Origin of the sequence: Exiguobacterium sp. s183, from assembly GCF_018617655.1 — a bacterium.
Lineage (GTDB): Bacteria > Bacillota > Bacilli > Exiguobacteriales > Exiguobacteriaceae > Exiguobacterium > Exiguobacterium aestuarii_A.
Genome location: NZ_JACSKN010000001.1, coordinates 837387 through 857951, shown reverse-complemented (window position 1 = coordinate 857951; position 20565 = coordinate 837387). Strand labels below are relative to the sequence as shown.

Below are 20565 nucleotides of genomic sequence, written 5' to 3'. Positions count from 1 at the left end.
CAAGAAAACGCTTTCATTATTTTTGTAAAACCCTTTCAAATTGAGCGCGTATCAGCTATACTTTTAAACGAATACGAGGTTAATTCTTGGGGGAGAATTGACAATTTAGGGGAGGAAACCTTCATGATTACGGATCAAGAAAAAGGTCATCAAAAACGAAAAAACATCTTGGAATCGACACAAGAGGTAATTCACGAAGCTTTAGATAAACTCGGCTATCCAGATGAGATGTACGAGTTGTTAAAAGAACCGCTTCGCATGCTGACCGTTCGGATCCCAGTTCGCATGGATGATGGCTCGACGAAAATCTTTACGGGTTATCGCGCTCAACATAACGATGCGGTCGGACCGACAAAAGGGGGAATTCGGTTCCACCCGAGCGTAACTGAAGTAGAAGTCAAAGCATTATCTGTATGGATGAGTTTAAAGGCGGGGATTGTCGACTTGCCATACGGTGGGGGGAAAGGCGGAATCGTCTGTGACCCACGTGAAATGAGTTTCCGTGAAATCGAACGATTGAGCCGTGGTTATGTGCGTGCCATTAGCCAAATCGTAGGACCGACAAAAGATATCCCTGCTCCGGACGTGTTCACGAACTCACAAATCATGGCCTGGATGATGGATGAGTATAGCCGAATCGATGAATTCAACTCACCAGGTTTTATTACAGGTAAACCGCTTGTACTTGGAGGTTCGCACGGTCGTGAAACTGCGACTGCGAAAGGTGTAGCTATCATGATTCGAGAGGCGGCACTCCGCCGTGGCATCGAATTGAAAGGTGCCCGTGTCGTTGTTCAAGGATTCGGGAACGCGGGTAGCTTCCTTTCGAAATTCATGTACGATGCAGGAGCAAAAGTGATTGCGGTCAGTGACGCGTATGGCGCGATCCATGACGAGAATGGCTTAGATATCCCTTACTTGTTAGACCGTCGTGATTCATTCGGTACGATTTCGACGCTCTTCAAAAACACCATCTCGAATAAAGAGATGTTAGAACTTGACTGTGACATTCTCGTGCCAGCTGCTATCGAGAATCAAATCACGGAAGATAACGCCGATGCCATTAAAGCTTCCATCGTAGTGGAAGCGGCGAACGGACCGACGACGAACGAAGCGACGAAAATTTTGACGGAGCGCGGAATTCTCCTCGTGCCAGACGTATTGGCATCAAGTGGTGGGGTCACGGTTTCTTACTTCGAATGGGTACAAAACAACCAAGGTTACTACTGGACGGAAGAAGAGGTCGAGGAAAAACTTGAAAAAGTACTCGTTCATTCGTTCAACACTGTTTACAACACATCTTCAGCCCGCAAAGTCGATATGCGTCTCGCAGCCTATATGGTCGGTGTACGTAAGATGGCGGAAGCGTCACGTTTCCGCGGTTGGGTTTAAATCAAAAAGTTCGGTCAACGCATGTTGACCGAACTTTTTTATACTTGAATACGATTCGCGATCGTGTCTGCGATGGCTTTCCCATGAAAGCGACCGTTCTCGATAAAAATCTTATTCGCATCGTTGCCGGCAGCGACAACACCAGCGATGAACAAATGCTCGACATTCGTTTCGAACGATTCCTCATCAAACGTCGGAACACCGCTCTCCTCATCGATTGTGATTCCCGCATTTTCAAAAAGATGATGATCTGGTTGATACCCTGTCATCGCGAGGACGTGATCGGCATACACGTGCTTCTCTTCCCCATGTTGGTGATAATAGACACCGTCTTCGGTAATGCGATCGATTGTCGCTTCAAATTCCATCCGAACTTTCTCATGTCGGACGAGTGAATCGAAGTTAGGCAGAACCCATGGCTTCACCGAAGGACTATAGGAGTCACCGCGATAAAGCACGGTCACGTACGCTCCGGCTTTTTCGAGTTCGATTGCCGCATCGACTGCAGAGTTCTTTCCACCGATAATGGTGACGTGTTGTCGATAGTACGGATGGGCCTCGTGGAAATAATGGTGGACGTGTGGTAACTTCTCACCAGGTACATCGAGCATACGAGGACGTCCATAATATCCTGTGGCTAAAATCACATAATCTGCCTCGCGAACGATTTCCCCACGACGCTCATGTCTTGACGTCACGACAAATCGATTGTCGATTTTTTCTACTGATTCGACGTTCTCGAACGGATGGACGTTTAATCCGGTACGGGTGACGACTTCCCGATAGTAAACGAGTGCATCTTGTCGACGTGGCTTTAAATCTTTACATATAAACGGGATGTCCCCGATTTCTAACAGGTTTGCAGATGAAAAGAACGTTTGATGAGTCGGATATCGATAGATTGCATCAACGATATTTCCTCGCTCAATTATCGTACAAGAAACCCCGATCTTCTCTAACTCGATGGCCGCTGATAGACCACATGGTCCAGCACCCACAATAATCGCTTGTTTATTCACTGAAAATCACCTCTTTGCTCATTGTAGGGAAGGGAATGCGGAAGCGCAAGGTTATTGCTGGAAGCTAAAGCTATGCTCCATGACGGATTGAGAAGAACCGGATTCGAGTTCCACGAGTAAACGCAGGCGAGCTTTTTGCGAATTCAACCCGTTCGAGAAAATGATCCCCATCTCTTTCAATTGTTTTCCGCCACCAGCATAACCGTATACGTCTTGGACGATTCCGTTAAAGCAACGGCTGACAATCACGACGGGGATTTCCTTGACCAAGCGCAAGAGCGCCGGCAAAAGTGTCGGTGGGACATTGCCTTGTCCTAATACTTCGAGGACGAGTCCGTCGTATCCAAGCTCCATCACCGATTCGAGCAAATCAGGCTCCATCCCCGCGACGACTTTTAACACAGCTACCCGTTTTGAGATGGACGGAATCATTTTAGGCTGTCTCGTTGCCGGTTGACTATAGATGAGGACATGATCCTTTGTGACCATGCCCACGTTTCCGAAATGGACCGATTTGAACGTATCAACGGATGACGTATGTGTTTTTGTGACGTTGAATGCCGAATGGATCTCTCCATTGAACACGACGAGTACCCCTTTTCCGCGAGCCGATTCACTCTTTGCGACCCGAAGAGCGGTAATTAAATTGAATTCACCGTCTGAACCGACTTCATTCGAGGAACGCATCGCTCCTGTCAAGACGATTGGTACAGGCGCACCGAGCGTAATCTGCAAGAAGTAAGCCGTTTCTTCAAGCGTATCTGTTCCATGTGTGATCACGACTCCGTCATACGTGTCCTGCGTCAATTCATGTTGAATGAATTGGGCTAGTTCAAGCATTTTGTCGGGTGTCATATGTGGAGATGGGATATTTGAGAAATGCTTCGTCGTAATGTGGGCGATGTCCGTCGCCTTCGGAAGTGTAGCGTCGATTGGGTTCACATCGCTCGGTTCGACGTGTCCGGTACCGGATTGGGACATGGCGATTGTACCGCCTGTGTGAATAAGTAATAAATGATTCATAAATGACCTCCTAATTATTTTTATGGATATTTCCATTTTCTAGGCGTTACACACTTTTTCTTTCAGACAATTCAGTGTATGCTAATGAGAGAAAGGAGAGATGCGTCATGATCGCAATCGCCTTGTCTGCGGTGGCACCAGGGCTTGCCCTTCTTTCCTACTTCTATCTTCGCCATGAATTGGAAGCAGAACCGCTCGGATATGTGATTCGTTCTTTCGTGGCCGGGGCCGTTCTCGTTTTCCCGATCATGTTTATCCAATATGCGTTCGTTGAAGAAGGGGTGCTGACTGGTCCGTTTTGGCAGGCATATGTCACCACTGCCTTACTCGAAGAGTTTTTTAAGTGGTTTATGATTTATTATACAATATATATACATAAAGTCTTTGATGATTACTACGACGGGATTCTCTATGCGGTCGCCTGCTCATTAGGCTTTGCGACGTTAGAGAATTTTTTATACTTATGGGTGTACGATTCATTAGAAATCGCGATTTGGCGCGCCATTTTACCCGTGAGCGGCCATGCATTGTTTGCGGTTGTCATGGGCTACTGTTTGGGGCGTGCCAAACATTCGGCACGTGAGCGAGTGTGGCTGTTTATGGCAGTCTTTTCTGCAACGGTCATCCACGGGACGTTTGATTTGATCTTGATTTTAGAACCGAATCATAAGTTGCCGGCCGTGCTCTATATCGTCATTTTATGGATGGTTGCACTTCTGCTTGTACGAGCAGCCAATCTGTCCAATCGTCGTCAATTTAAATAAAGGGGAACATGCGTATGCTGAAAGAAGGACAAGAATTACGAATCGAAGTAGAAGGACGGAATGAGGGGAAAACAAAGATTGCGGCCATTGTGGATCAAATCGTTTGGATTGAATCACCAAGTGACATGACGACGCTTAAAACCTTCTTCTTACATGAAGAAGAAGAGATGCGTGTTTACTTTTTCAAAGGGGATAACCAATTGTTCGCATTTGATACGAAAGTCGCGAAACGAATCAGTGATGCGCAGATGACGATTCGCTATGCTTTCAAGATGCCGGATGAGAAGAAAATCAAACGAATTCAACGACGTGAATATTTGCGCGTCCCTGAAATGATTGATGTGACAGTTGTTGCGGCAGATGGGGCAGACTTCGAATCGTTCGAAACGACGTCGCTTGACGTATCGGCAGGCGGTATGAAAATTATTGCGAACCGTGTGCCCGTTGAAGTAAACGAATCGCTCATCGTTGTGTTCCGAATTGAAGATGAACAAGGAGCGCCACGACTTTTTCGTGTGAAGAGTCGTTTAGTACGTATACATAAACAAGAAGTGAAGCAAGAGCTTTCTTTGGCATTCGAAGATTTGACCCCTCGTGATCAGGAGACGATTTTACGATACTGTTTCCGCGTTCAACTTGAAGCGCGTAAGCGGACAGGGTCTGTATTTTCTTCAAGATAAAAAACTGTTATGATGTTCTCGGGATTATAGACCGAGAGGAGGAGGGTATCGGGCACACTCGATACCCGTTTTGTATGAAAAAATCGTTACAAATTGCTTTAGATGGACCGGCTGGTGCCGGGAAAAGTACAATCGCCAAGTCGTTGGCGAAACAATTGGGCTATGTCTATATAGACACAGGTGCGATTTATCGAGCAGTCACATATCGTGCTTTAAACGAGGAGATTAATCTTGAAGATGGTCCCGCACTTGCAAAGATGATCGAGAACATGTCGATTCGTCTCGTGCCATCTGAAGAAGGGCAACGTGTATTCGATGGCGAACAAGAAGTGACAGATGTCATTCGCTCTAGTGAAGTGACGAATAATGTGAGTTTTGTCGCCCGTCAATCGGAAGTACGGGATGCCTTGATGGATTTACAGCGTGATTTGGCGAAGCATGGCGGTGTCGTCATGGATGGGCGCGATATCGGCACGCATGTGTTACCGAACGCAGATTTGAAAGTGTTTATGACTGCCTCGGTCGAAGAACGGGCACGCCGTCGTCATGAGGAAAATGTGTCAAAAGGAATCCCGAGTGATTACGAGCGATTGAAGGAAGAAATTGCTCTTCGTGACAAACGTGATTCAGAGCGCGAGGTCGCGCCTCTCCGTCAAGCTGAAGATGCTCATTATCTGGATACGACGACCTTATCCATTGATGGAGTCGTCACGGCGATTGAACGATTAATTGAAGAGGTGAAAGCATGAGTAAACCGTTGAACAATGGTCCGTTTGGAATGTATCGGATGGCTAGGGCCGTCGTGAACATCATTCAACTCGCATCGTTTCGCGTCGAATTCATCGGACGCGAACATGTTCCAAAAGATGGATCGATTCTCGTCTGTTCGAACCACCAGTCAAACTGGGACCCGGTCCTCCTCGCATGTGCGATTCCGAAAGAACGTCCATTACGATTCTTTGCGAAAAAAGAGCTTTTCAGCGTTCCTGTATTGAAGCATATTTTGAACCGTGCGGGACAAATTCCTGTATCGCGTGGGGAAGGTGACCGTCAGGCGCTACGAGTTGTTCTTCAAAAGCTAAAAGAAGACGAGGTCATCTCAATTTTCCCTGAGGGTACACGTTCAAAAGATGGGACGTTAGGAAAGGCGCAAGCCGGGGTTGGTTTCTTTGCGATGCGTTCAGACGCGCACATTTTACCGATTGCCATCATCGGTAGATATAAGTTTCGTGCGAAATTGCGTGTCGTCATTGGAAAGCCGATTGATTTGGCTCCTTTGAAGGAACGTAAGGCAAACGCACAAGAGGCAGCCGACTTAATCATGGATACAATTGCCGACCTCTATTTAAAACATTCATTCACGAAGTAATTATAGGTTTGAGGAATTGAGGTTTAAACTTCTTTCAATAGAGGTACAATCTTCATAACGCCTTGACAAATTCTCGGAATTATAAGAGATTTATACTAGGTGTAAGCGCCTCAGGGCGCTCCTTTTTGTACTCATCGTGAGGGGGTAGTGTTGGAATGGTCGAAGAAATGAAAGATATGCCTGATTTTGAAATTAATCGTGGTCAAATTGTGACCGGAACAGTTGTCAAAATCGAGGACAAGCAAGCGCTGATCGATATCGGTTATAAAACCGAAGCGATTTTGCCAATTAGCGAAGTATCAAGCATGCATCTAGACGATTTAAACGAATCACTCCAAGTGAACGACGAGATTCGTGTCAAAGTTAAAAAAGTCACGGACGAAGAAGTGGTCGTTTCGAAAAAAGACGTCGATGCTGAAGCAGCATGGGATCGAATTGTCGAGAAATTCGAATCGGGCGAAGTGTTTGAAGTGATGGTGAAAGATAAGGTCAAAGGTGGCCTTGTCGTCGATATCGGAATCCGTGGATTTATCCCGGCATCTCTTGTCGAAAGTCACTTTGTCGAAGACTTCTCGTCTTATTTAAACAAACCAATTACCGTAAAAGTCGTCGAGATTGATCGCGAAAAAAATCGCGTCATCTTGTCACATAAAGCAGTTGTCGAAGCAGAAATGAGTGCCAAGAAATCAGAGACGCTTGAATCGCTCGAAGTCGGTCAAGTGATCGAAGGAACGGTTCAACGTTTGACGGACTTCGGTGCGTTCGTTGATATCGGCGGTGTGGACGGTCTCGTCCATATCTCAGAAATGGCGCACAGCCGTGTTGAGAAGCCGAGCGATGTCGTAACAGAAGGCGACCGCGTCAAAGTGAAAGTCCTTGGTCTCGACTTGGATAATGAAAAAGTGAAACTCTCGATTAAAGAGACACAACCAGGTCCGTGGGAAACGATTGAAGGGAAAATTCAACCGGGTGATGTGATCGAAGGAACTGTCAAACGTCTTGTGACGTTCGGTGCGTTCGTCGAGGTCGCACCACAAGTGGAAGGTCTCCTTCATATCTCGCAAATCGCGAACCGTCACATCGCAACGCCATCTGAAGTGTTATCAGAAGGCCAAGAAGTGAAAGTTAAAGTATTAGACGTTCATCTCGATGATAAGAAAATCTCATTGTCGATGCGTGCACTCGAATCATCTGAACCGACTCGTCAAGATGATGATCAAGCGTTACTCGACGAATACAGCGACCAAGGAGGATTCTCTGTCTCTGAATTGACAGGTGATGAATCTTCGGACGACTCTAAATAAGATGATCGTTCAAGCGGGAGTCATGCTCCCGCTTCTTTTTGTATGGTCACTTAATTTTGCCTGTGATATGATAGGTAAGTTGCGTTTCGAAATGTTGAAATGATGAAATTTTGATAGAAAGATTAGTGAGGTGTTGTTATGGGAATTCCAGCAGTGGCCATCGTTGGCCGCCCGAATATCGGGAAATCCACAATTTTTAACCGCATCATCGGAGATCGTGTCTCAATCGTCGATGATAAACCAGGTGTCACACGTGACCGTATTTATGGTACAGGAGAGTGGCTCAACCGTAAGTTCCATTTGATTGATACAGGTGGGATCGAAGTAGGAGACGAGCCGTTGCTCGTACAAATGCGTCATCAGGCTGAACTTGCCATCGATGAGGCGGATGTCATTATCTTCATGGTGAACGGTCGCGAAGGCATCACAGCAGCCGATGAAGAAGTAGCGAACTTGTTGTTCCGTTCGAACAAACCGATTGTCCTTGCCGTCAACAAAGTGGATAACTTTGAAATGAGAGATCTCATGTATGAGTTCTATTCACTAGGATTCGGCGATCCGTTCCCGATTTCGGGTACACATGGCTTAGGACTTGGTGACTTGTTGGACCAAGTGTTCGAACTTGCTCCTGAAAAGGATGAATTTGAATATAACGAAGACGTCATTCAGTTCTCGTTGATTGGTCGTCCGAACGTCGGGAAGTCTAGTTTGACGAACTCGATCCTTGGTGAAGATCGTGTCATCGTGTCAAACATCGCTGGAACGACTCGCGATGCGATCGATACACCGTTCACACGTGACGGACAAGAGTATGTCATCATCGATACGGCTGGTATGCGCAAACGCGGAAAAGTATACGAATCGACAGAACGTTACAGCGTCATGCGCGCGCAAAAGGCGATTGAACGCTCAAACGTCGTCCTCGTCGTCCTCGATGGTGAAGAAGGAATCATCGAACAAGACAAACGTGTTGCAGGTCTCGCCCATGAAGCCGGGAAGGCGATTGTCATCGTCGTCAACAAGTGGGATGCAGTCGAAAAAGATGATAAGACGATGAAGAAGATGGAAGAGGAAATTCGCAAAGAATTCTTGTTCCTTGATTATGCACCGATTGTCTTCTTGTCGGCACTTACGTCGAAACGGTTGCAAACATTGTTGCCTGTCATCAAGCAAGTGGCAGAAACACATCGTCGTCGGATTTCGACGAGCGTATTGAACGATGTCATCGTCGATGCGGTCGCGATGAACCCGACACCGACAGATAAAGGACAACGTTTGAAGATCAACTACGCGACTCAAGTTGCCATCGAGCCGCCGACGTTCGTCTTGTTCGTCAACGATCCTGAATTGTTGCATTTCTCGTATAAACGTTATTTAGATAATCAAATTCGTAAAGCATTTGACTTCACCGGGACGCCGATTCATATCGTGGCTCGTCAGAAAAACTAATAACGGGGGTGCCACTTATGGCAAATGTAGCTGTCATTGGAGCGGGAAGTTGGGGAACGGCCATCTCGCTCGTATTAGCGGATAATGGTCATGACGTCCTGCTCTATGGACGTGAACAAGAGCATGTGGACGAAATCAATTCGTCTCATACAAACTCGTTTTATTTGAAAGACGCACCGTTACCGGAATCGATTCGGGCCACGACAGATTTGAAGGAAGCGCTCGACGGACGCAACATCGTCTTCCTTGTCGTCCCAAGCTCGGCGATTCGTCCTGTCTCGAAACAGTTGAACACCATGTTGAAGGAACCGGTCACCATCGTTCATGCCGCAAAAGGGATTGAACCGAAAACGCACAAACGCCTTTCGGAGATCATTGCGGAAGAAATCGATCCGTCGAAACGTCGGGCTATCGGTGTCTTGACTGGACCGACTCACGCTGAAGAAGTTGCAGTGCGGAAACCGACGACAATCACGATTGCTTGTGAGGACCTCGATGTCGCTGACGAAGTGCAGGAGCTGCTTACAAACGATCAATTCCGTGTCTATTTGAACTCGGATGTCGTCGGTGCTGAGTACGGTGGGGCGCTTAAAAATATTATCGCCCTTGCTGCAGGTATGACTGATGGACTTGGTTATGGGGACAATGCAAAAGCTGCCCTCATGACACGTGGGATTGTGGAAATTGCTCGACTTGGAGTGAAGCTCGGAGCAAATCCGGCCTCTTTCTCTGGATTGACAGGAATCGGGGATTTGATTGTGACGGCGACGTCGCAACATAGCCGAAATTGGCGGGCCGGCAATGCAATCGGACGCGGTGAAAAGCTCGAGGACGTTCTTGGAAACATGGGAATGGTCGTCGAAGGTGTCCGTGCCTGTGAAGCGGCACACTCGCTCGCGAAAGAAGCTGGGGTCGAAATGCCGATCACGGAAGCGCTCTATAACGTGCTATTTGAAGGGAAGAGCCCTCATGATGAAGTGAAAAAACTTATGAGACGCCCACAGAAGCACGAGATGGAACAAGTATTTCATTTTGAAGAATAATACTTCGGAGAGGAACTGACGTTTTCGTTCAGTTCCTCGCTTTTTTTTGCTACACTTGAAGTCTGGAGAACATAGAGAAAGTAGGGGGATAGACGTGACACCGTCACTCATCAAAATGTGGATTTCATTTGCGGGGATTGGTGCTTTTGCCATCGCTGCACTGATGGTCGCCATCAGTCACACGAAACTGACCGGATGGTTTGCGACACTTGTGCGCCTGATTGCGTTCATCATTTTCTTATTTGGGACAGTTATTATGATTTTTGTCGTCGTCTCAGGACCGACGGGAGGATAGACCATGAAAAAGAGCATTATCGCTGTTAGTGTACTGTTAACGACTTTGTTGGCAGGATGCATGTTTCCGGACTCGGAACGAGCTAACAATATTCCGTATGAAGACCAATTGAATACCGTACAAAGTGCGGTCGATGCATATCGTGAACAATCTGGCGTCTTGCCCATTAAAACAAAACCAGCGGAAACGCCGCTCATGGAGCGTTATCCAATCGAGTTTGCCCGTCTCGTACCAGGATATTTAGCAGACCCTCCAGGGAATAGCTTTGAGGGCGGTGGGTTGTTCCAGTATATTCTCGTCGATGTCGAAACGGAACCGACTGTCAAATTGATTGATTTGCGTGTATCGGAGCGTCTTCAACAGCTTCAGACAAACATTAATGCGTTCCGGGCAAAAGAAGGGAAGTTTCCGTTCGATGGCTCGCTCGGGAAAAACCAGTTCACGCTCGATTACGACAAAATATTTGTCACAGAAGAACCGGTCATTCCAAGTCCGTACTCGGATCGTGAACTCCCGATCTACGTGGACGGTACCGGACAACTATTTGTGGACTATCGAGAAGACGTGAAAGAAGCGCTTCGAAATACGGATGAGTCGCCAGAAATCGGCGAAGACATTCGTTATTTGCTGTATGAAGACGCTCCATTCGCCCCTGCTTATTCACAAGGCTATACAATAGATGAACAAGGAGAAGTTGTTTTTTTAAACAACTGAGCTTGTTTTGATGGTGAATGTCGTGAATTCACGCAAAAAATGTTGTCATATCAACGTTTGTACGATATGATTAATCCCGTAAACTCCTAGTGAGAGGAGGTGAATCGTGATGAACAAAACTGAATTGATCCAAGCAGTAGCGGAGAAAGCAAATGTTTCGAAAAAAGAAGCTACAGTAGTTGTAGAAGCTACTTTCGAATCTATCACTGAAGCACTCCAAAACGGTGAAAAAATTCAATTGATCGGTTTTGGTACTTTTGAAGTTCGTGAACGTGCTGCCCGTAAAGGTCGTAACCCACGTACAAAAGAAGATATCGAAATCCCAGCGAGCAAAGTTCCTGCATTTAAAGCAGGTAAAGCGCTCAAAGATGCGGTCAAGTAATCTGCAATACATAAGTCGCCGAAAGGCGGCTTTTTTGTTTCGTTTGCGAGTTCGAATGACGTGAATGTGACAAAAATGTGCTATACTATGTCAGAATGACAATGAAGTGGACGAGGGGGGATAGCATGGAACAGTTGACAAATGAATTCGTTGTCACAGACCTTGCTCGTCAAATCCAACAACGTATGAATCATCCCTATTTGACGAAACACGAGGTTGTACCAGCGGTCGACATGCTGTTGCTTCGTTGGATGGTCGAGATGATTGATTTGGAATCGATTGAGCATCGACAACTCGTGATGGCAACTTATTTCGCTCATCAGGCGCTCGAATTACATGATCAAGTGAACAGTAGTCCGAAAGGGTCGCTAGAGCGCCAATTAAAAGTGCTCGCGGGCGATTTTGCCTCGGCTCAGTTTTATAAAATCTTGACGGCTTTCCCAGCGTCGTATAGCGATCGATTCGGACAGTCTGTACAACGTGTCAATGCTGCAAAATGTACATTACTGCTCGATAAAAACGTCTCGATGAACATTTGGATCGAAGCGAACGTCGGATTGATTCAAACACTTTCCGAACTGATTGAACAACCTTATTTGACAACAAGTGGGAAACGAATGATTGATAAGAAAGCGACAGCGCTCAGACAGGACCAAAAGGAGCAGCTTCACACGTTGCTCGCGCACGCGGTCGCTTAGAACGGAAAGGATGTTACGCGTTGCAACCGATAGAAAAAGAGCAAAAAGTATACGAAGTATTTCAGTCCATTTCTCCGAGCTACGATACGATGAACTCGATTATCAGCTTCCGACTTCACAAATGGTGGCGTCGGACAACGATGAAGAAAATGAACGTCTTTCCGGGGGCTAAATGTTTAGATGTTTGTTGTGGCACAGCCGACTGGACGATTCAATTGGCTGAAGCTGCAGGGAATACGGGGGTCGTCAAAGGTCTCGACTTTTCAGAGAATATGCTGAAAGTTGGAGAAGAAAAAGTAAAATCAATGCCGACGATTGAATTACTACACGGGAATGCGATGGCACTACCGTTTGGGGATCATTCGTTTGATTACGTTACAATCGGATTCGGGCTTCGGAACGTTCCCGACTACATGACGGTTTTGCGTGAAATGCATCGTGTTTTAAAACCGGGTGGGACGGTCGTCTGTCTTGAAACGAGTCAACCGACGGCACCCGTTTTTAAAGAATTGTATCGATTTTACTTTGGGACCGTCATGCCTCTGTTCGGAAAAGTATTCGCCGGATCATACGACCAATACAAATGGTTACAAGAATCGACCGATCAGTTTCCTGACCGTCTGACGCTCAAACGCATGTTTGAAGATGCCGGGTTCGAACAAGTCGAAGTGAAGACATTCTCCGGAGGTGCATGTGCCATGCATCTAGGAAAGAAGTGGTGAAACATGTCTTTGAAGCGACTTTACCGTCACATGAACCGAGAGATTGATCAAATCGATCAATTTTTATCAACTCGAGTCAGGACGGACCACCCTGTTATTGAATCGGCATCTCGCCAACTACTCGATGCTGGTGGTAAACGCATCCGACCAGCTTTCGTTTTATTGAGCGCGGGATTCGGTGAGACGAAAGATATCCGTTTGACGAAAGTTGCCTCAAGTCTTGAGTTGATTCATATGGCATCGCTCGTTCATGACGATGTCATCGATGATGCGATGCTGCGTCGGGGGAAACCGACCGTCATGGAGCGTTATGATGAGACCGTTGCGATGTATACCGGAAATACGTTATTCGGAGAGGCGATTCGTCTCGTATCCGAAATCGATTCCCCGGAAGTGATGCGAATCATGGCGGACACGATGGAACGAATTTGTGTCGGCGAAATCAATCAAATCCAAGATCAATATGACTGGGGTCAATCACCTAAGCGATATTTAGATCGGATTGCACGAAAGACAGCCCTTTTGATTGAGACGAGTTGTGCGGCAGGTGCTGTTATTTCAGGGGCGTCACCTCAAGTCGTCAAACAGCTAAGCCTATTCGGATACGACATTGGGATGGCATTCCAAATGACCGATGACTTACTCGATTTCACGGCAAAGAGTTTCCAACTCGGGAAACCGGTCGGAGAAGATTTAAGGCATGGGCATAAGACGTTGCCGCTGCTCTATTCATCGGAGGACCCGACCTTTTACGAGCGTCTCCGTCAAGTGAGTGCATCGACAGACATAGAGATGACGAAATCACTTGTTCGTGAAGTGCAACGAAATGGAACGTTAGAACGAAGCCAACACACGATTGACCGATACGTTGAACGCGCCATCCGACGACTCGATGGGTTGCCAGATGTGCCTGACAAACGATCTTTGATTGAAATCGCTCAATATATCGGGAAGCGTAAATGGTAAATGCCCATGTAACCCCTTTCAAAAATGTGCAGGAGCGTGTACACTAAATACGTACAACGTACACATTTATTGACTTAGGGGGATTTGGGGAATGGAAAAGACATTTTTAATGGTTAAACCGGATGGGGTAAAACGTGGATTGATTGGGGAAATCATCTCACGCTTTGAAAACAAAGGATATACATTGAACCGTCTCGAAATGGTGACACCGTCAGTCGAGGTCGCAGAGGCACACTATGCAGAGCATAAAGAAAAGCCGTTCTTTGGTGAATTGGTTGAGTTTTTGACTTCTGGTCCGGTCGTCGCGATGGAATGGGAAGGGGAAGACATCGTAGCCGTCTCTCGTCTCATGATCGGGAAGACAAAGCCGCTTGATGCACAACCTGGAACGATTCGTGGTGATTTTGCATCGACGATGTCACAAAACGTAATTCATGGTTCTGATAGTGTGGACAGCGCGGAACGCGAATTGGCACTTTGGTTCGCAGGAGTTGCCTCACACGTTTCATGACTTTTCGAAGGGACGGGGAAACCTGTCCTTTTTTTGATTCCCTTTTAAAAGCTTGTGGTCAGAAGAAAGAGGAAATGAGAAAGAATTGAGGTTGAAATTGGTGATGAATGATTATGCCATCTTCGTAAAAAAGTTTTATATCAAGTCTGGAATTGACTTGAATTTATATAAAGAGGCGCAGATGAAGCGTCGGATGGTCGCCTTACGCGAAAAGAAAGGATATGCGTCGTTTCTTGAATACTTAAAGGCGATGGATGCAGATCGCCAGCTCTATGAAGAGTTCCTTGACAGAATGACGATTAACGTGAGTGAGTTTTATCGCAATCCGATACGTTGGCAACAGCTTGAGGAAGATATCCTGCCTCACCTAATTCGCTCAAGTCAAGGGAAACTCCGTGTGTGGAGTGCAGCGTGCTCGACAGGAGAGGAACCATACTCGCTCGCCATGTTATTGTCTAAACATCTGGCACCTTCTCAATTTTCCATTATGGCCACTGATTTAGATGACATTGTCATCGAAAAGGCGAAACAAGGGAAGTATCACGAACGTGCACTGATCGACTTGCCAGATGAGTTTAAAAACCGATACTTTACGCGTCGTGGAGACGACTATTTCATTTCGGATGAAATCAAACAACTCGTGACGTTTAAAAAACACAATCTACTAGCGGACGTGTACGAACGAAACTTTGATTTGATTGTCTGTCGAAACGTTTTGATTTACTTTACGGAAGAAGCGAAAGAAAAAGTATATACGTCGTTTCAACGTGCCCTTCGTCCGGGAGGAATCTTGTTTGTCGGTGGAACCGAACAAATCTTCCAACCGAAGCGTTACGGCTATGCGATGAAACAAAGTTTCTTTTACGAAAAAACAGATGGATGAGGTGAACAGATGCGCTATTTGACAGCTGGTGAATCACACGGTCCGGGACTGACGGTCATCATTGAAGGTGCCCCTGCCGGTCTCGCTATAGATTTAGATCAAATTAACCTAGAGTTGAAAAAACGTCAGTCGGGATATGGGCGAGGACGTCGCATGCAAATTGAGTCAGACCAAGTAGATGTTCGTTCTGGCATACGTCACGGTAAAACGACAGGCGCACCAATCACATTCTGGATTGAGAATAAAGACCATACCCATTGGAAGCACATCATGCAAGCCGAGCCAATCGAAGAGGATGTTGAAATCAAGCGACGAGTCTCACGGCCGAGACCAGGGCATGCCGACTTAGTCGGAGGGATGAAGTATGACCATCGAGATTTACGGGACGTCTTGGAACGCTCGAGCGCGAGGGAGACGGCGGCACGCGTCGCAGTCGGTGCTTTTTGTAAACAATTGCTTCAACAAGTCGGGGTGTCGCTCTTCAGTTACGTCAAAGTGATTGGTGGAGAACGGGCAGAGATACGTACATTTGAATCGCTTCAAGAAGCAAAAGAAGTGATCGACGCCTCACCCGTTCGGACGCTTGACGAAGTAGCGGCTGAGCGGATGATGCGTCGCATCGATGAGGCCAAGGAAAATGGAGACTCGATTGGCGGCATCGTCTGTACGGAAGTCCATGGTGTCGTACCAGGTCTTGGTTCATATGTGCAGTACGACCGTAAATTAGATGCGAAAATCGCGCAGGCGGTCTTAAGTGTCAACGCATTTAAAGGTGTGGAGTTTGGAGATGGTTTTGAAATGGCATACCGTCCCGGTTCTGAAGTGATGGACCCGATTGCTTATGAAGACGAAGGATATACCCGACTCAGTAATCACCTCGGTGGCTTTGAAGGTGGGATGACAACGGGTATGCCGATTGTCTGTTCAGCCGTCATGAAACCAATCCCGACGCTCTATAAACCTCTTCAATCAGTCGATATTGATACGAAAGAGGCATTCCTCGCTCAGATCGAACGGAGCGATTCTTGTGCTGTCCCTGCAGCATCACTCGTCGTCGAGGCGGTCATCGCGTTTGAAATGGCGAAGGAAGTATGTGAGACGTTCGGTCATGATACGATGGATCGAATAAAACACCGAATCGATGAGTATCGAGAGGAGTTACGAGTATGGTGACTATTCCAATCGCGGCATCGACCCCGTATCAGGTTATCGTCGACGATCAAGATCGCTGGATGGAAACGAGTGATTGGTCACGTTACCCGATGCTTTGGGTCGTCACAGATGAACGGGTCGACGCACTTTACGGGGAATCGTTCCTTACAAAGTTGAAGCAAGTCCATCCATGCGTCGTCTCATCTGTCGTCAAGGCGGGTGATGCGTCGAAGTCGTTATCGCAACTCGAACAGCTCGTCACAGAAGGATTGAGACACGGATGCGACCGTCATACTCTGATTGTCGCTTTCGGTGGCGGGATGATTGGTGACTTGGCCGGTTTTTTAGCGAGTGTCTACATGCGTGGTGTGCCTTACATACAAGTCCCGACGACGATTTTAGCACACGATTCGGCTGTCGGTGGTAAAGTCGCCGTCAATCATCCGCTTGCGAAAAATGCGATCGGCTCATTCTATCAACCGATTGGTGTCTATTATAATGTTTCTCGACTTCATACCTTGCCGATCCAAGAAGTTCGGAGCGGTCTCGGTGAACTATTGAAACATGCGTATTTATCACGTTACGTCCTCGAATCCTCTTTCGAGGACGACTTGTTTTCCGCTCTTTCTGAACATCAGGAATTGGATTGGGTCACATGGCTCGCACGCGGCATTGAAGTGAAACGAGCAGTTGTCGAGAAAGATGAGCAAGAGCAAGGCATTCGCGCTTGGCTCAACTTCGGGCATACGTTCGGTCATGCGCTTGAGTCCGTCGAGGCGTACCGTATCCCTCATGGAGAAGCGGTGTTACATGGGATGGTGTTTGCCTTTTTGTTATCGGGTGACGAGACACGGGCGAAACGGTTGTTTGAATGGATTCGTCTGAACGATGTCACACCGATTGACTGGAAACCGTTCGAGCAATATGTCGAAAAAATGATTCGGGATAAAAAGAATCGTCACGGCGAAATTCGGTTCGTCTTGCTCCGTGACACGATTGTCGTTGAATCTATGCCGCTCGAGCACCTTGAACATACATTTGAACAGATGAAAGGATGGTGGGAATGATGAGTTTAAACGGTTCGATCCGTGTGCCGAGTGATAAGTCGATCACTCATCGTGCGCTTTTATTCGGCATGATGGCGACTGGGACGACGCGCGTCGTGCATCCACTACTCGGTGCCGATTGTCGCTCTACGCTCGAAATCATTCGATCACTCGGAGCAGAAGTGATTGAAAAACAAGACGAACTCCTCATCACGGGGATCGAGTCACCGCGTTCGGCACGATTAGACTGCGGGAACTCAGGGACGACGATGCGCTTGTTGATTGGACTCTTATCGGGGTATGATGGGTCATTTGAACTCGTGGGAGATGAGTCATTGTCAAAACGTCCGATGCGACGTGTCAACGCACCACTCCGTGAAATGGGAGCGGACGTGAAAGGTGATCTGGCGCCGATCGTGATTGAAGGAAAAACGCTACAATCCATCGACTATACGTTACCGGTAGCGAGCGCCCAAGTGAAATCGGCTGTCCTCCTTGCCGGGTTACGTGCGGAAGGGACGACGATTGTTCGTGAGCCGATATTGTCTAGAGACCATACCGAGCGAATGTTGCCGCTCTTTGGGGCGCAGCTCACTGTTGATGCGGAAAAAGGGGAACGAATCATTCGTGTCGAACCTTCTCGACTAAGTGGCGCGACGGTCGATGTACCGGCAGACCCTTCGTCGGCTGCCTTCTTCTGGGCAGGGGCGGCCATCGTGCCGAATAGCTCCGTCACGACGACGGACGTCTGTTTGAATGAGACGCGAATCGGATTTTTGCGGACGCTCGAACGGATGGGGGCACACGTCATCATCTCCAATGAACGAACCATCGGGGAGGAATTGGTCGGTGACGTCACGGTGACGACAAGTGAACTGTCTGGCACGGTCGTAGAAGGGGATATGATTCCGTCACAAATCGATGAGTTGCCGTTATTCGCACTCGTTGCTTCACAGGCAAATTCTCCGTCAATCGTGAAAGACGCAGCAGAACTGAGAGTGAAGGAGACGGACCGGATTGATGTGGTCGTCTCGGAGTTGCGAAAATTGGGGGTGGACATCGTTGGAAAAGAGGATGGATTTATCGTAAAACCGAGTCGTCTTCATGGCGGAAACGTCTCGGCTCATGGTGACCATCGTCTGTCGATGATGTTACAAGTCGCTACACTCGTCACGGATGAAACGATCCAGATTGAAGGCATTGATGCGTCCGATGTCAGCTATCCCGGCTTCCGTCAAGATTTACAACAGATTCAACGTGAGATAGAATAACGACAAACCGAAGGCCAGGAGGACGAAACATGCTAGATGAAGCAGCATTAACACATATTATCGAGATGCTTGAATCAGGAGAGACTGAACATGCTCTTGCACATATAGAAGAACTTGAGAAAGACGGGTCGGATGATGATCGCTTAGCGATTGCTGATTTGTATTTAGAGCTTGGTCTTGCCGACCGAGCGACAGAAGTCCTTTCAAAATTGTACGTGGATTACGAAGGTGACCCAAACGTCGCACTTTCACTTGCAGAGGCATATTTAGACAGTGACCGTGAAGAAGAGGCGATTGCTGTTTTAGAGAAGGTCAAGTCAGATGACGCGGAGACGCAAGTGAGAAGTCTCGTCTTATTGGCTGATTTGTATCAATCTCAGGGGCTCGACGAAGTAGCTGTGAAAAAATTGATGGAAGCTCTTGAAAAGAATCCAGACGAGCCGTTACTCATTTACGGGTTGGCGGAATTGTACGCATCGACGGGGTCGTTCGAGCAGGCCATCCCGCTCTATGCACGTTTACCGAAAATGAATTTGCCGTCCGAGATCGATTATCAAGCGGACTATGCGGAAGCACTCACAATGGTTGGGTCGTTCGAAGAAGCGCTCGACGAGTATGAAAAAGCAACACATCGTAATTTAAATACCGTCTTCGGACATGCGATGACAGCACATCGAATCGGTCGAGAGGAAGTTGCCATCAAGCAGTTTAAAGAGCTTCAGGCGATGGACCCGGACTTTACCTCGCTCTATCTTCCTTACACCGAAGCATTGGACGCGAATGGACAGACGGAAGAAGCGCTTGAAATCGTCGATCAAGGAATCACGCGCGACGACTATAATGACGAACTTCGTCACGTCAAAGCGAAATTGCTCCTCAAACTCGGTAATCGCGATGGGGCCGTTAAAGAGCTTCGAGAAGCACTCGTCTTGAATCCGGAATCGCTACAAGCGACAGAATTGATCTTATCGATTTTATTCGAAGCAGGAGAAATCGATGACGTCCTCGAAACAATAGATGCACTCGAAGATCATACGACGTCCCCGCTGATGACTTGGTACAAGGCGAAGGCGAAATATGAGCTCGAGGAATATGACGAAGCTGTCAGTTTATATGCCTCGATTGAGCCGATGATGAAAGAGGACGTGTCATTTGTGACAGAATGGGCTACACTGTTGATAGAGGAAGGTCGTAGACAAGACGCGAGACGTGTGGTCGAGCAATCGCTTGCATTGGTGGTCGATCTTGAGGATCGCCAAGTGCTCGAAGACCAGCTCGAACAATTGTCTGATGACGTAGAATGATAAAGGGAAGGGAATGAGGTCAGATGGTCGAGCGGAAACGGAATTTTTTGAAGCGATTTGTCGCTCATCATACACTTCGGAAACGTGAAGCGAAATGGATTCTTGACTACTGGTTGAGACATCCGGATAAGCTTGGCAACGTTCATTTCGTAACAAACGCCTCGGTCTCGCCACGAAGTCTTGTGATGACGGCGTACGGATTTGACGGTGAACCGTTTCGATATCGACGGGGAGACCTTGTGACCATGAATCCTGAAAAGGCTTATCATGACATCCGTCTGCACGATGGGCCAATTTATGTGGAATTGAATTTTCAAGGCATGATGATTGATGAGAATTGGATTGACATCGTGGAGCAAAATCCGTTTGAACCGGTGGCGGAAGTGAAAGATGAAGTATCGTCTTCTGCTCAGACGGTCATTCAAGCTTCCGTTGCCCAATTCGAAGAAGAGCGTTTATTGATTGAAATCGATAAAGCACTCGACCGTCGGGACGAGAACTTATTCCGCAATTTGACGAGTCAACTCCACCAAGTACGGGAATCTAAATTATTTTGAAAAAAACAAGCGCTTCCGTTC

At 47.3% G+C, this 20565-nt stretch carries 23 protein-coding genes; 21 read left to right on the top strand and 2 right to left on the bottom strand.

Features of this window, described 5'->3' with window-relative positions; all coding sequences use genetic code 11:
- The first annotated feature begins 123 nt into the window (after window positions 1-123).
- Entirely contained in the window at window positions 124-1392 is a 1269-nt protein-coding gene (locus KNP62_RS04605) for a Glu/Leu/Phe/Val family dehydrogenase (protein ID WP_015881453.1), read from the top strand.
- A gap of 38 nt (window positions 1393-1430) precedes the next feature.
- Here KNP62_RS04605 and KNP62_RS04600 read toward each other — a convergent pair whose 3' ends face one another.
- Together KNP62_RS04600 and KNP62_RS04595 are read right to left on the bottom strand one after the other, a co-directional pair.
- On the bottom strand, window positions 1431-2411 hold the full coding sequence (locus KNP62_RS04600; RefSeq protein ID WP_214783685.1) for a YpdA family putative bacillithiol disulfide reductase: 981 nt from the start codon (window positions 2409-2411) through the stop codon (window positions 1431-1433).
- A 51-nt stretch (window positions 2412-2462) separates the two neighbouring features.
- Window positions 2463-3434, bottom strand: coding sequence for an asparaginase (locus KNP62_RS04595; protein WP_214783682.1), 972 nt, complete (start codon window positions 3432-3434; stop codon window positions 2463-2465).
- 107 nt (window positions 3435-3541) lie between these two features.
- Between KNP62_RS04595 and prsW the strand changes: the two genes are divergently transcribed.
- From prsW to KNP62_RS04495, 20 genes are all read left to right on the top strand, one after another.
- On the top strand, window positions 3542-4198 hold the full coding sequence (gene prsW, locus KNP62_RS04590; protein ID WP_074034642.1) for a glutamic-type intramembrane protease PrsW: 657 nt from the start codon (window positions 3542-3544) through the stop codon (window positions 4196-4198).
- Window positions 4199-4212: 14 nt separating this feature from the next.
- Window positions 4213-4878 carry a flagellar brake protein gene (locus KNP62_RS04585; RefSeq protein WP_214783680.1) on the top strand — a complete coding sequence of 222 codons (666 nt, stop codon included), beginning with the start codon at window positions 4213-4215 and terminating at the stop codon, window positions 4876-4878.
- A 74-nt stretch (window positions 4879-4952) separates the two neighbouring features.
- Window positions 4953-5627: a (d)CMP kinase gene (gene cmk / locus KNP62_RS04580; protein WP_214783677.1), complete on the top strand. Its 675-nt coding sequence runs from the start codon at window positions 4953-4955 to the stop codon at window positions 5625-5627.
- Complete coding sequence (locus tag KNP62_RS04575) at window positions 5624-6247, top strand: lysophospholipid acyltransferase family protein (protein WP_224860724.1); 624 nt, start codon at window positions 5624-5626, stop codon at window positions 6245-6247. Before cmk ends, KNP62_RS04575 begins: the two co-directional genes overlap by 4 nt.
- A 155-nt stretch (window positions 6248-6402) precedes the next feature.
- The gene (rpsA, locus tag KNP62_RS04570; protein ID WP_214691862.1) at window positions 6403-7551 is read left to right on the top strand and encodes a 30S ribosomal protein S1; all 1149 of its coding nucleotides are present in this window, start codon (window positions 6403-6405) and stop codon (window positions 7549-7551) included.
- Window positions 7552-7689: 138 nt separating this feature from the next.
- Complete coding sequence (der, locus tag KNP62_RS04565) at window positions 7690-9000, top strand: ribosome biogenesis GTPase Der (protein WP_214691863.1); 1311 nt, start codon at window positions 7690-7692, stop codon at window positions 8998-9000.
- Between the two features lie 17 nt (window positions 9001-9017).
- Window positions 9018-10043: an NAD(P)H-dependent glycerol-3-phosphate dehydrogenase gene (locus tag KNP62_RS04560; protein WP_074034637.1), complete on the top strand. Its 1026-nt coding sequence runs from the start codon at window positions 9018-9020 to the stop codon at window positions 10041-10043.
- A 94-nt stretch (window positions 10044-10137) separates the two neighbouring features.
- On the top strand, window positions 10138-10338 hold the full coding sequence (locus tag KNP62_RS04555; RefSeq protein WP_074034636.1) for a DUF2768 family protein: 201 nt from the start codon (window positions 10138-10140) through the stop codon (window positions 10336-10338).
- A gap of 3 nt (window positions 10339-10341) precedes the next feature.
- A complete protein-coding gene (locus tag KNP62_RS04550; protein WP_214783674.1) occupies window positions 10342-11052 on the top strand; it encodes a hypothetical protein in 711 nt (236 codons plus the stop codon).
- Window positions 11053-11161: 109 nt separating this feature from the next.
- The gene (locus KNP62_RS04545) at window positions 11162-11434 is read left to right on the top strand and encodes an HU family DNA-binding protein (protein ID WP_074034634.1); all 273 of its coding nucleotides are present in this window, start codon (window positions 11162-11164) and stop codon (window positions 11432-11434) included.
- Between the two features lie 125 nt (window positions 11435-11559).
- Window positions 11560-12132, top strand: coding sequence for a heptaprenyl diphosphate synthase component 1 (locus KNP62_RS04540; RefSeq protein ID WP_214745382.1), 573 nt, complete (start codon window positions 11560-11562; stop codon window positions 12130-12132).
- A gap of 20 nt (window positions 12133-12152) precedes the next feature.
- Window positions 12153-12854 carry a demethylmenaquinone methyltransferase gene (locus KNP62_RS04535; protein WP_214691866.1) on the top strand — a complete coding sequence of 234 codons (702 nt, stop codon included), beginning with the start codon at window positions 12153-12155 and terminating at the stop codon, window positions 12852-12854.
- Between the two features lie 3 nt (window positions 12855-12857).
- Window positions 12858-13820, top strand: coding sequence for a polyprenyl synthetase family protein (locus KNP62_RS04530; RefSeq protein ID WP_214783671.1), 963 nt, complete (start codon window positions 12858-12860; stop codon window positions 13818-13820).
- Between the two features lie 91 nt (window positions 13821-13911).
- A complete protein-coding gene (gene ndk / locus KNP62_RS04525; protein WP_214691868.1) occupies window positions 13912-14331 on the top strand; it encodes a nucleoside-diphosphate kinase in 420 nt (139 codons plus the stop codon).
- A gap of 103 nt (window positions 14332-14434) precedes the next feature.
- Window positions 14435-15214, top strand: coding sequence for a CheR family methyltransferase (locus KNP62_RS04520; RefSeq protein ID WP_214783668.1), 780 nt, complete (start codon window positions 14435-14437; stop codon window positions 15212-15214).
- A gap of 9 nt (window positions 15215-15223) precedes the next feature.
- Window positions 15224-16387: a chorismate synthase gene (gene aroC, locus KNP62_RS04515; protein ID WP_214783665.1), complete on the top strand. Its 1164-nt coding sequence runs from the start codon at window positions 15224-15226 to the stop codon at window positions 16385-16387.
- Window positions 16381-17433, top strand: a complete 1053-nt coding sequence (locus KNP62_RS04510; protein WP_214783662.1) for a 3-dehydroquinate synthase — start codon at window positions 16381-16383, stop codon at window positions 17431-17433. The genes aroC and KNP62_RS04510 overlap by 7 nt, the downstream gene beginning before the upstream one ends.
- Window positions 17433-18683: a 3-phosphoshikimate 1-carboxyvinyltransferase gene (gene aroA, locus KNP62_RS04505; RefSeq protein WP_214783658.1), complete on the top strand. Its 1251-nt coding sequence runs from the start codon at window positions 17433-17435 to the stop codon at window positions 18681-18683. The genes KNP62_RS04510 and aroA overlap by 1 nt, the downstream gene beginning before the upstream one ends.
- Window positions 18684-18712: 29 nt before the next feature.
- Entirely contained in the window at window positions 18713-19987 is a 1275-nt protein-coding gene (locus tag KNP62_RS04500; protein WP_214745370.1) for a tetratricopeptide repeat protein, read from the top strand.
- A 23-nt stretch (window positions 19988-20010) separates the two neighbouring features.
- Window positions 20011-20544: a ReoY family proteolytic degradation factor gene (locus KNP62_RS04495; protein ID WP_214691878.1), complete on the top strand. Its 534-nt coding sequence runs from the start codon at window positions 20011-20013 to the stop codon at window positions 20542-20544.
- The last annotated feature ends 21 nt before the right edge of the window (window positions 20545-20565 follow it).

Coding starts and splice junctions, on each gene's coding strand:
- KNP62_RS04605 (WP_015881453.1), top strand. CDS start 124: ATGATTACGGATCAAGAAAAAGGTCATCAAAAACGAAAAAACATCTTG.
- KNP62_RS04595 (WP_214783682.1), bottom strand. CDS start 3,434: ATGAATCATTTATTACTTATTCACACAGGCGGTACAATCGCCATGTCC.
- prsW (WP_074034642.1), top strand. CDS start 3,542: ATGATCGCAATCGCCTTGTCTGCGGTGGCACCAGGGCTTGCCCTTCTT.
- KNP62_RS04585 (WP_214783680.1), top strand. CDS start 4,213: ATGCTGAAAGAAGGACAAGAATTACGAATCGAAGTAGAAGGACGGAAT.
- cmk (WP_214783677.1), top strand. CDS start 4,953: ATGAAAAAATCGTTACAAATTGCTTTAGATGGACCGGCTGGTGCCGGG.
- KNP62_RS04575 (WP_224860724.1), top strand. CDS start 5,624: ATGAGTAAACCGTTGAACAATGGTCCGTTTGGAATGTATCGGATGGCT.
- rpsA (WP_214691862.1), top strand. CDS start 6,403: ATGGTCGAAGAAATGAAAGATATGCCTGATTTTGAAATTAATCGTGGT.
- der (WP_214691863.1), top strand. CDS start 7,690: ATGGGAATTCCAGCAGTGGCCATCGTTGGCCGCCCGAATATCGGGAAA.
- KNP62_RS04560 (WP_074034637.1), top strand. CDS start 9,018: ATGGCAAATGTAGCTGTCATTGGAGCGGGAAGTTGGGGAACGGCCATC.
- KNP62_RS04550 (WP_214783674.1), top strand. CDS start 10,342: ATGAAAAAGAGCATTATCGCTGTTAGTGTACTGTTAACGACTTTGTTG.
- KNP62_RS04545 (WP_074034634.1), top strand. CDS start 11,162: ATGAACAAAACTGAATTGATCCAAGCAGTAGCGGAGAAAGCAAATGTT.
- KNP62_RS04540 (WP_214745382.1), top strand. CDS start 11,560: ATGGAACAGTTGACAAATGAATTCGTTGTCACAGACCTTGCTCGTCAA.
- KNP62_RS04530 (WP_214783671.1), top strand. CDS start 12,858: ATGTCTTTGAAGCGACTTTACCGTCACATGAACCGAGAGATTGATCAA.
- ndk (WP_214691868.1), top strand. CDS start 13,912: ATGGAAAAGACATTTTTAATGGTTAAACCGGATGGGGTAAAACGTGGA.
- KNP62_RS04520 (WP_214783668.1), top strand. CDS start 14,435: ATGAATGATTATGCCATCTTCGTAAAAAAGTTTTATATCAAGTCTGGA.
- aroC (WP_214783665.1), top strand. CDS start 15,224: ATGCGCTATTTGACAGCTGGTGAATCACACGGTCCGGGACTGACGGTC.
- KNP62_RS04510 (WP_214783662.1), top strand. CDS start 16,381: ATGGTGACTATTCCAATCGCGGCATCGACCCCGTATCAGGTTATCGTC.
- aroA (WP_214783658.1), top strand. CDS start 17,433: ATGAGTTTAAACGGTTCGATCCGTGTGCCGAGTGATAAGTCGATCACT.
- KNP62_RS04500 (WP_214745370.1), top strand. CDS start 18,713: ATGCTAGATGAAGCAGCATTAACACATATTATCGAGATGCTTGAATCA.
- KNP62_RS04495 (WP_214691878.1), top strand. CDS start 20,011: ATGGTCGAGCGGAAACGGAATTTTTTGAAGCGATTTGTCGCTCATCAT.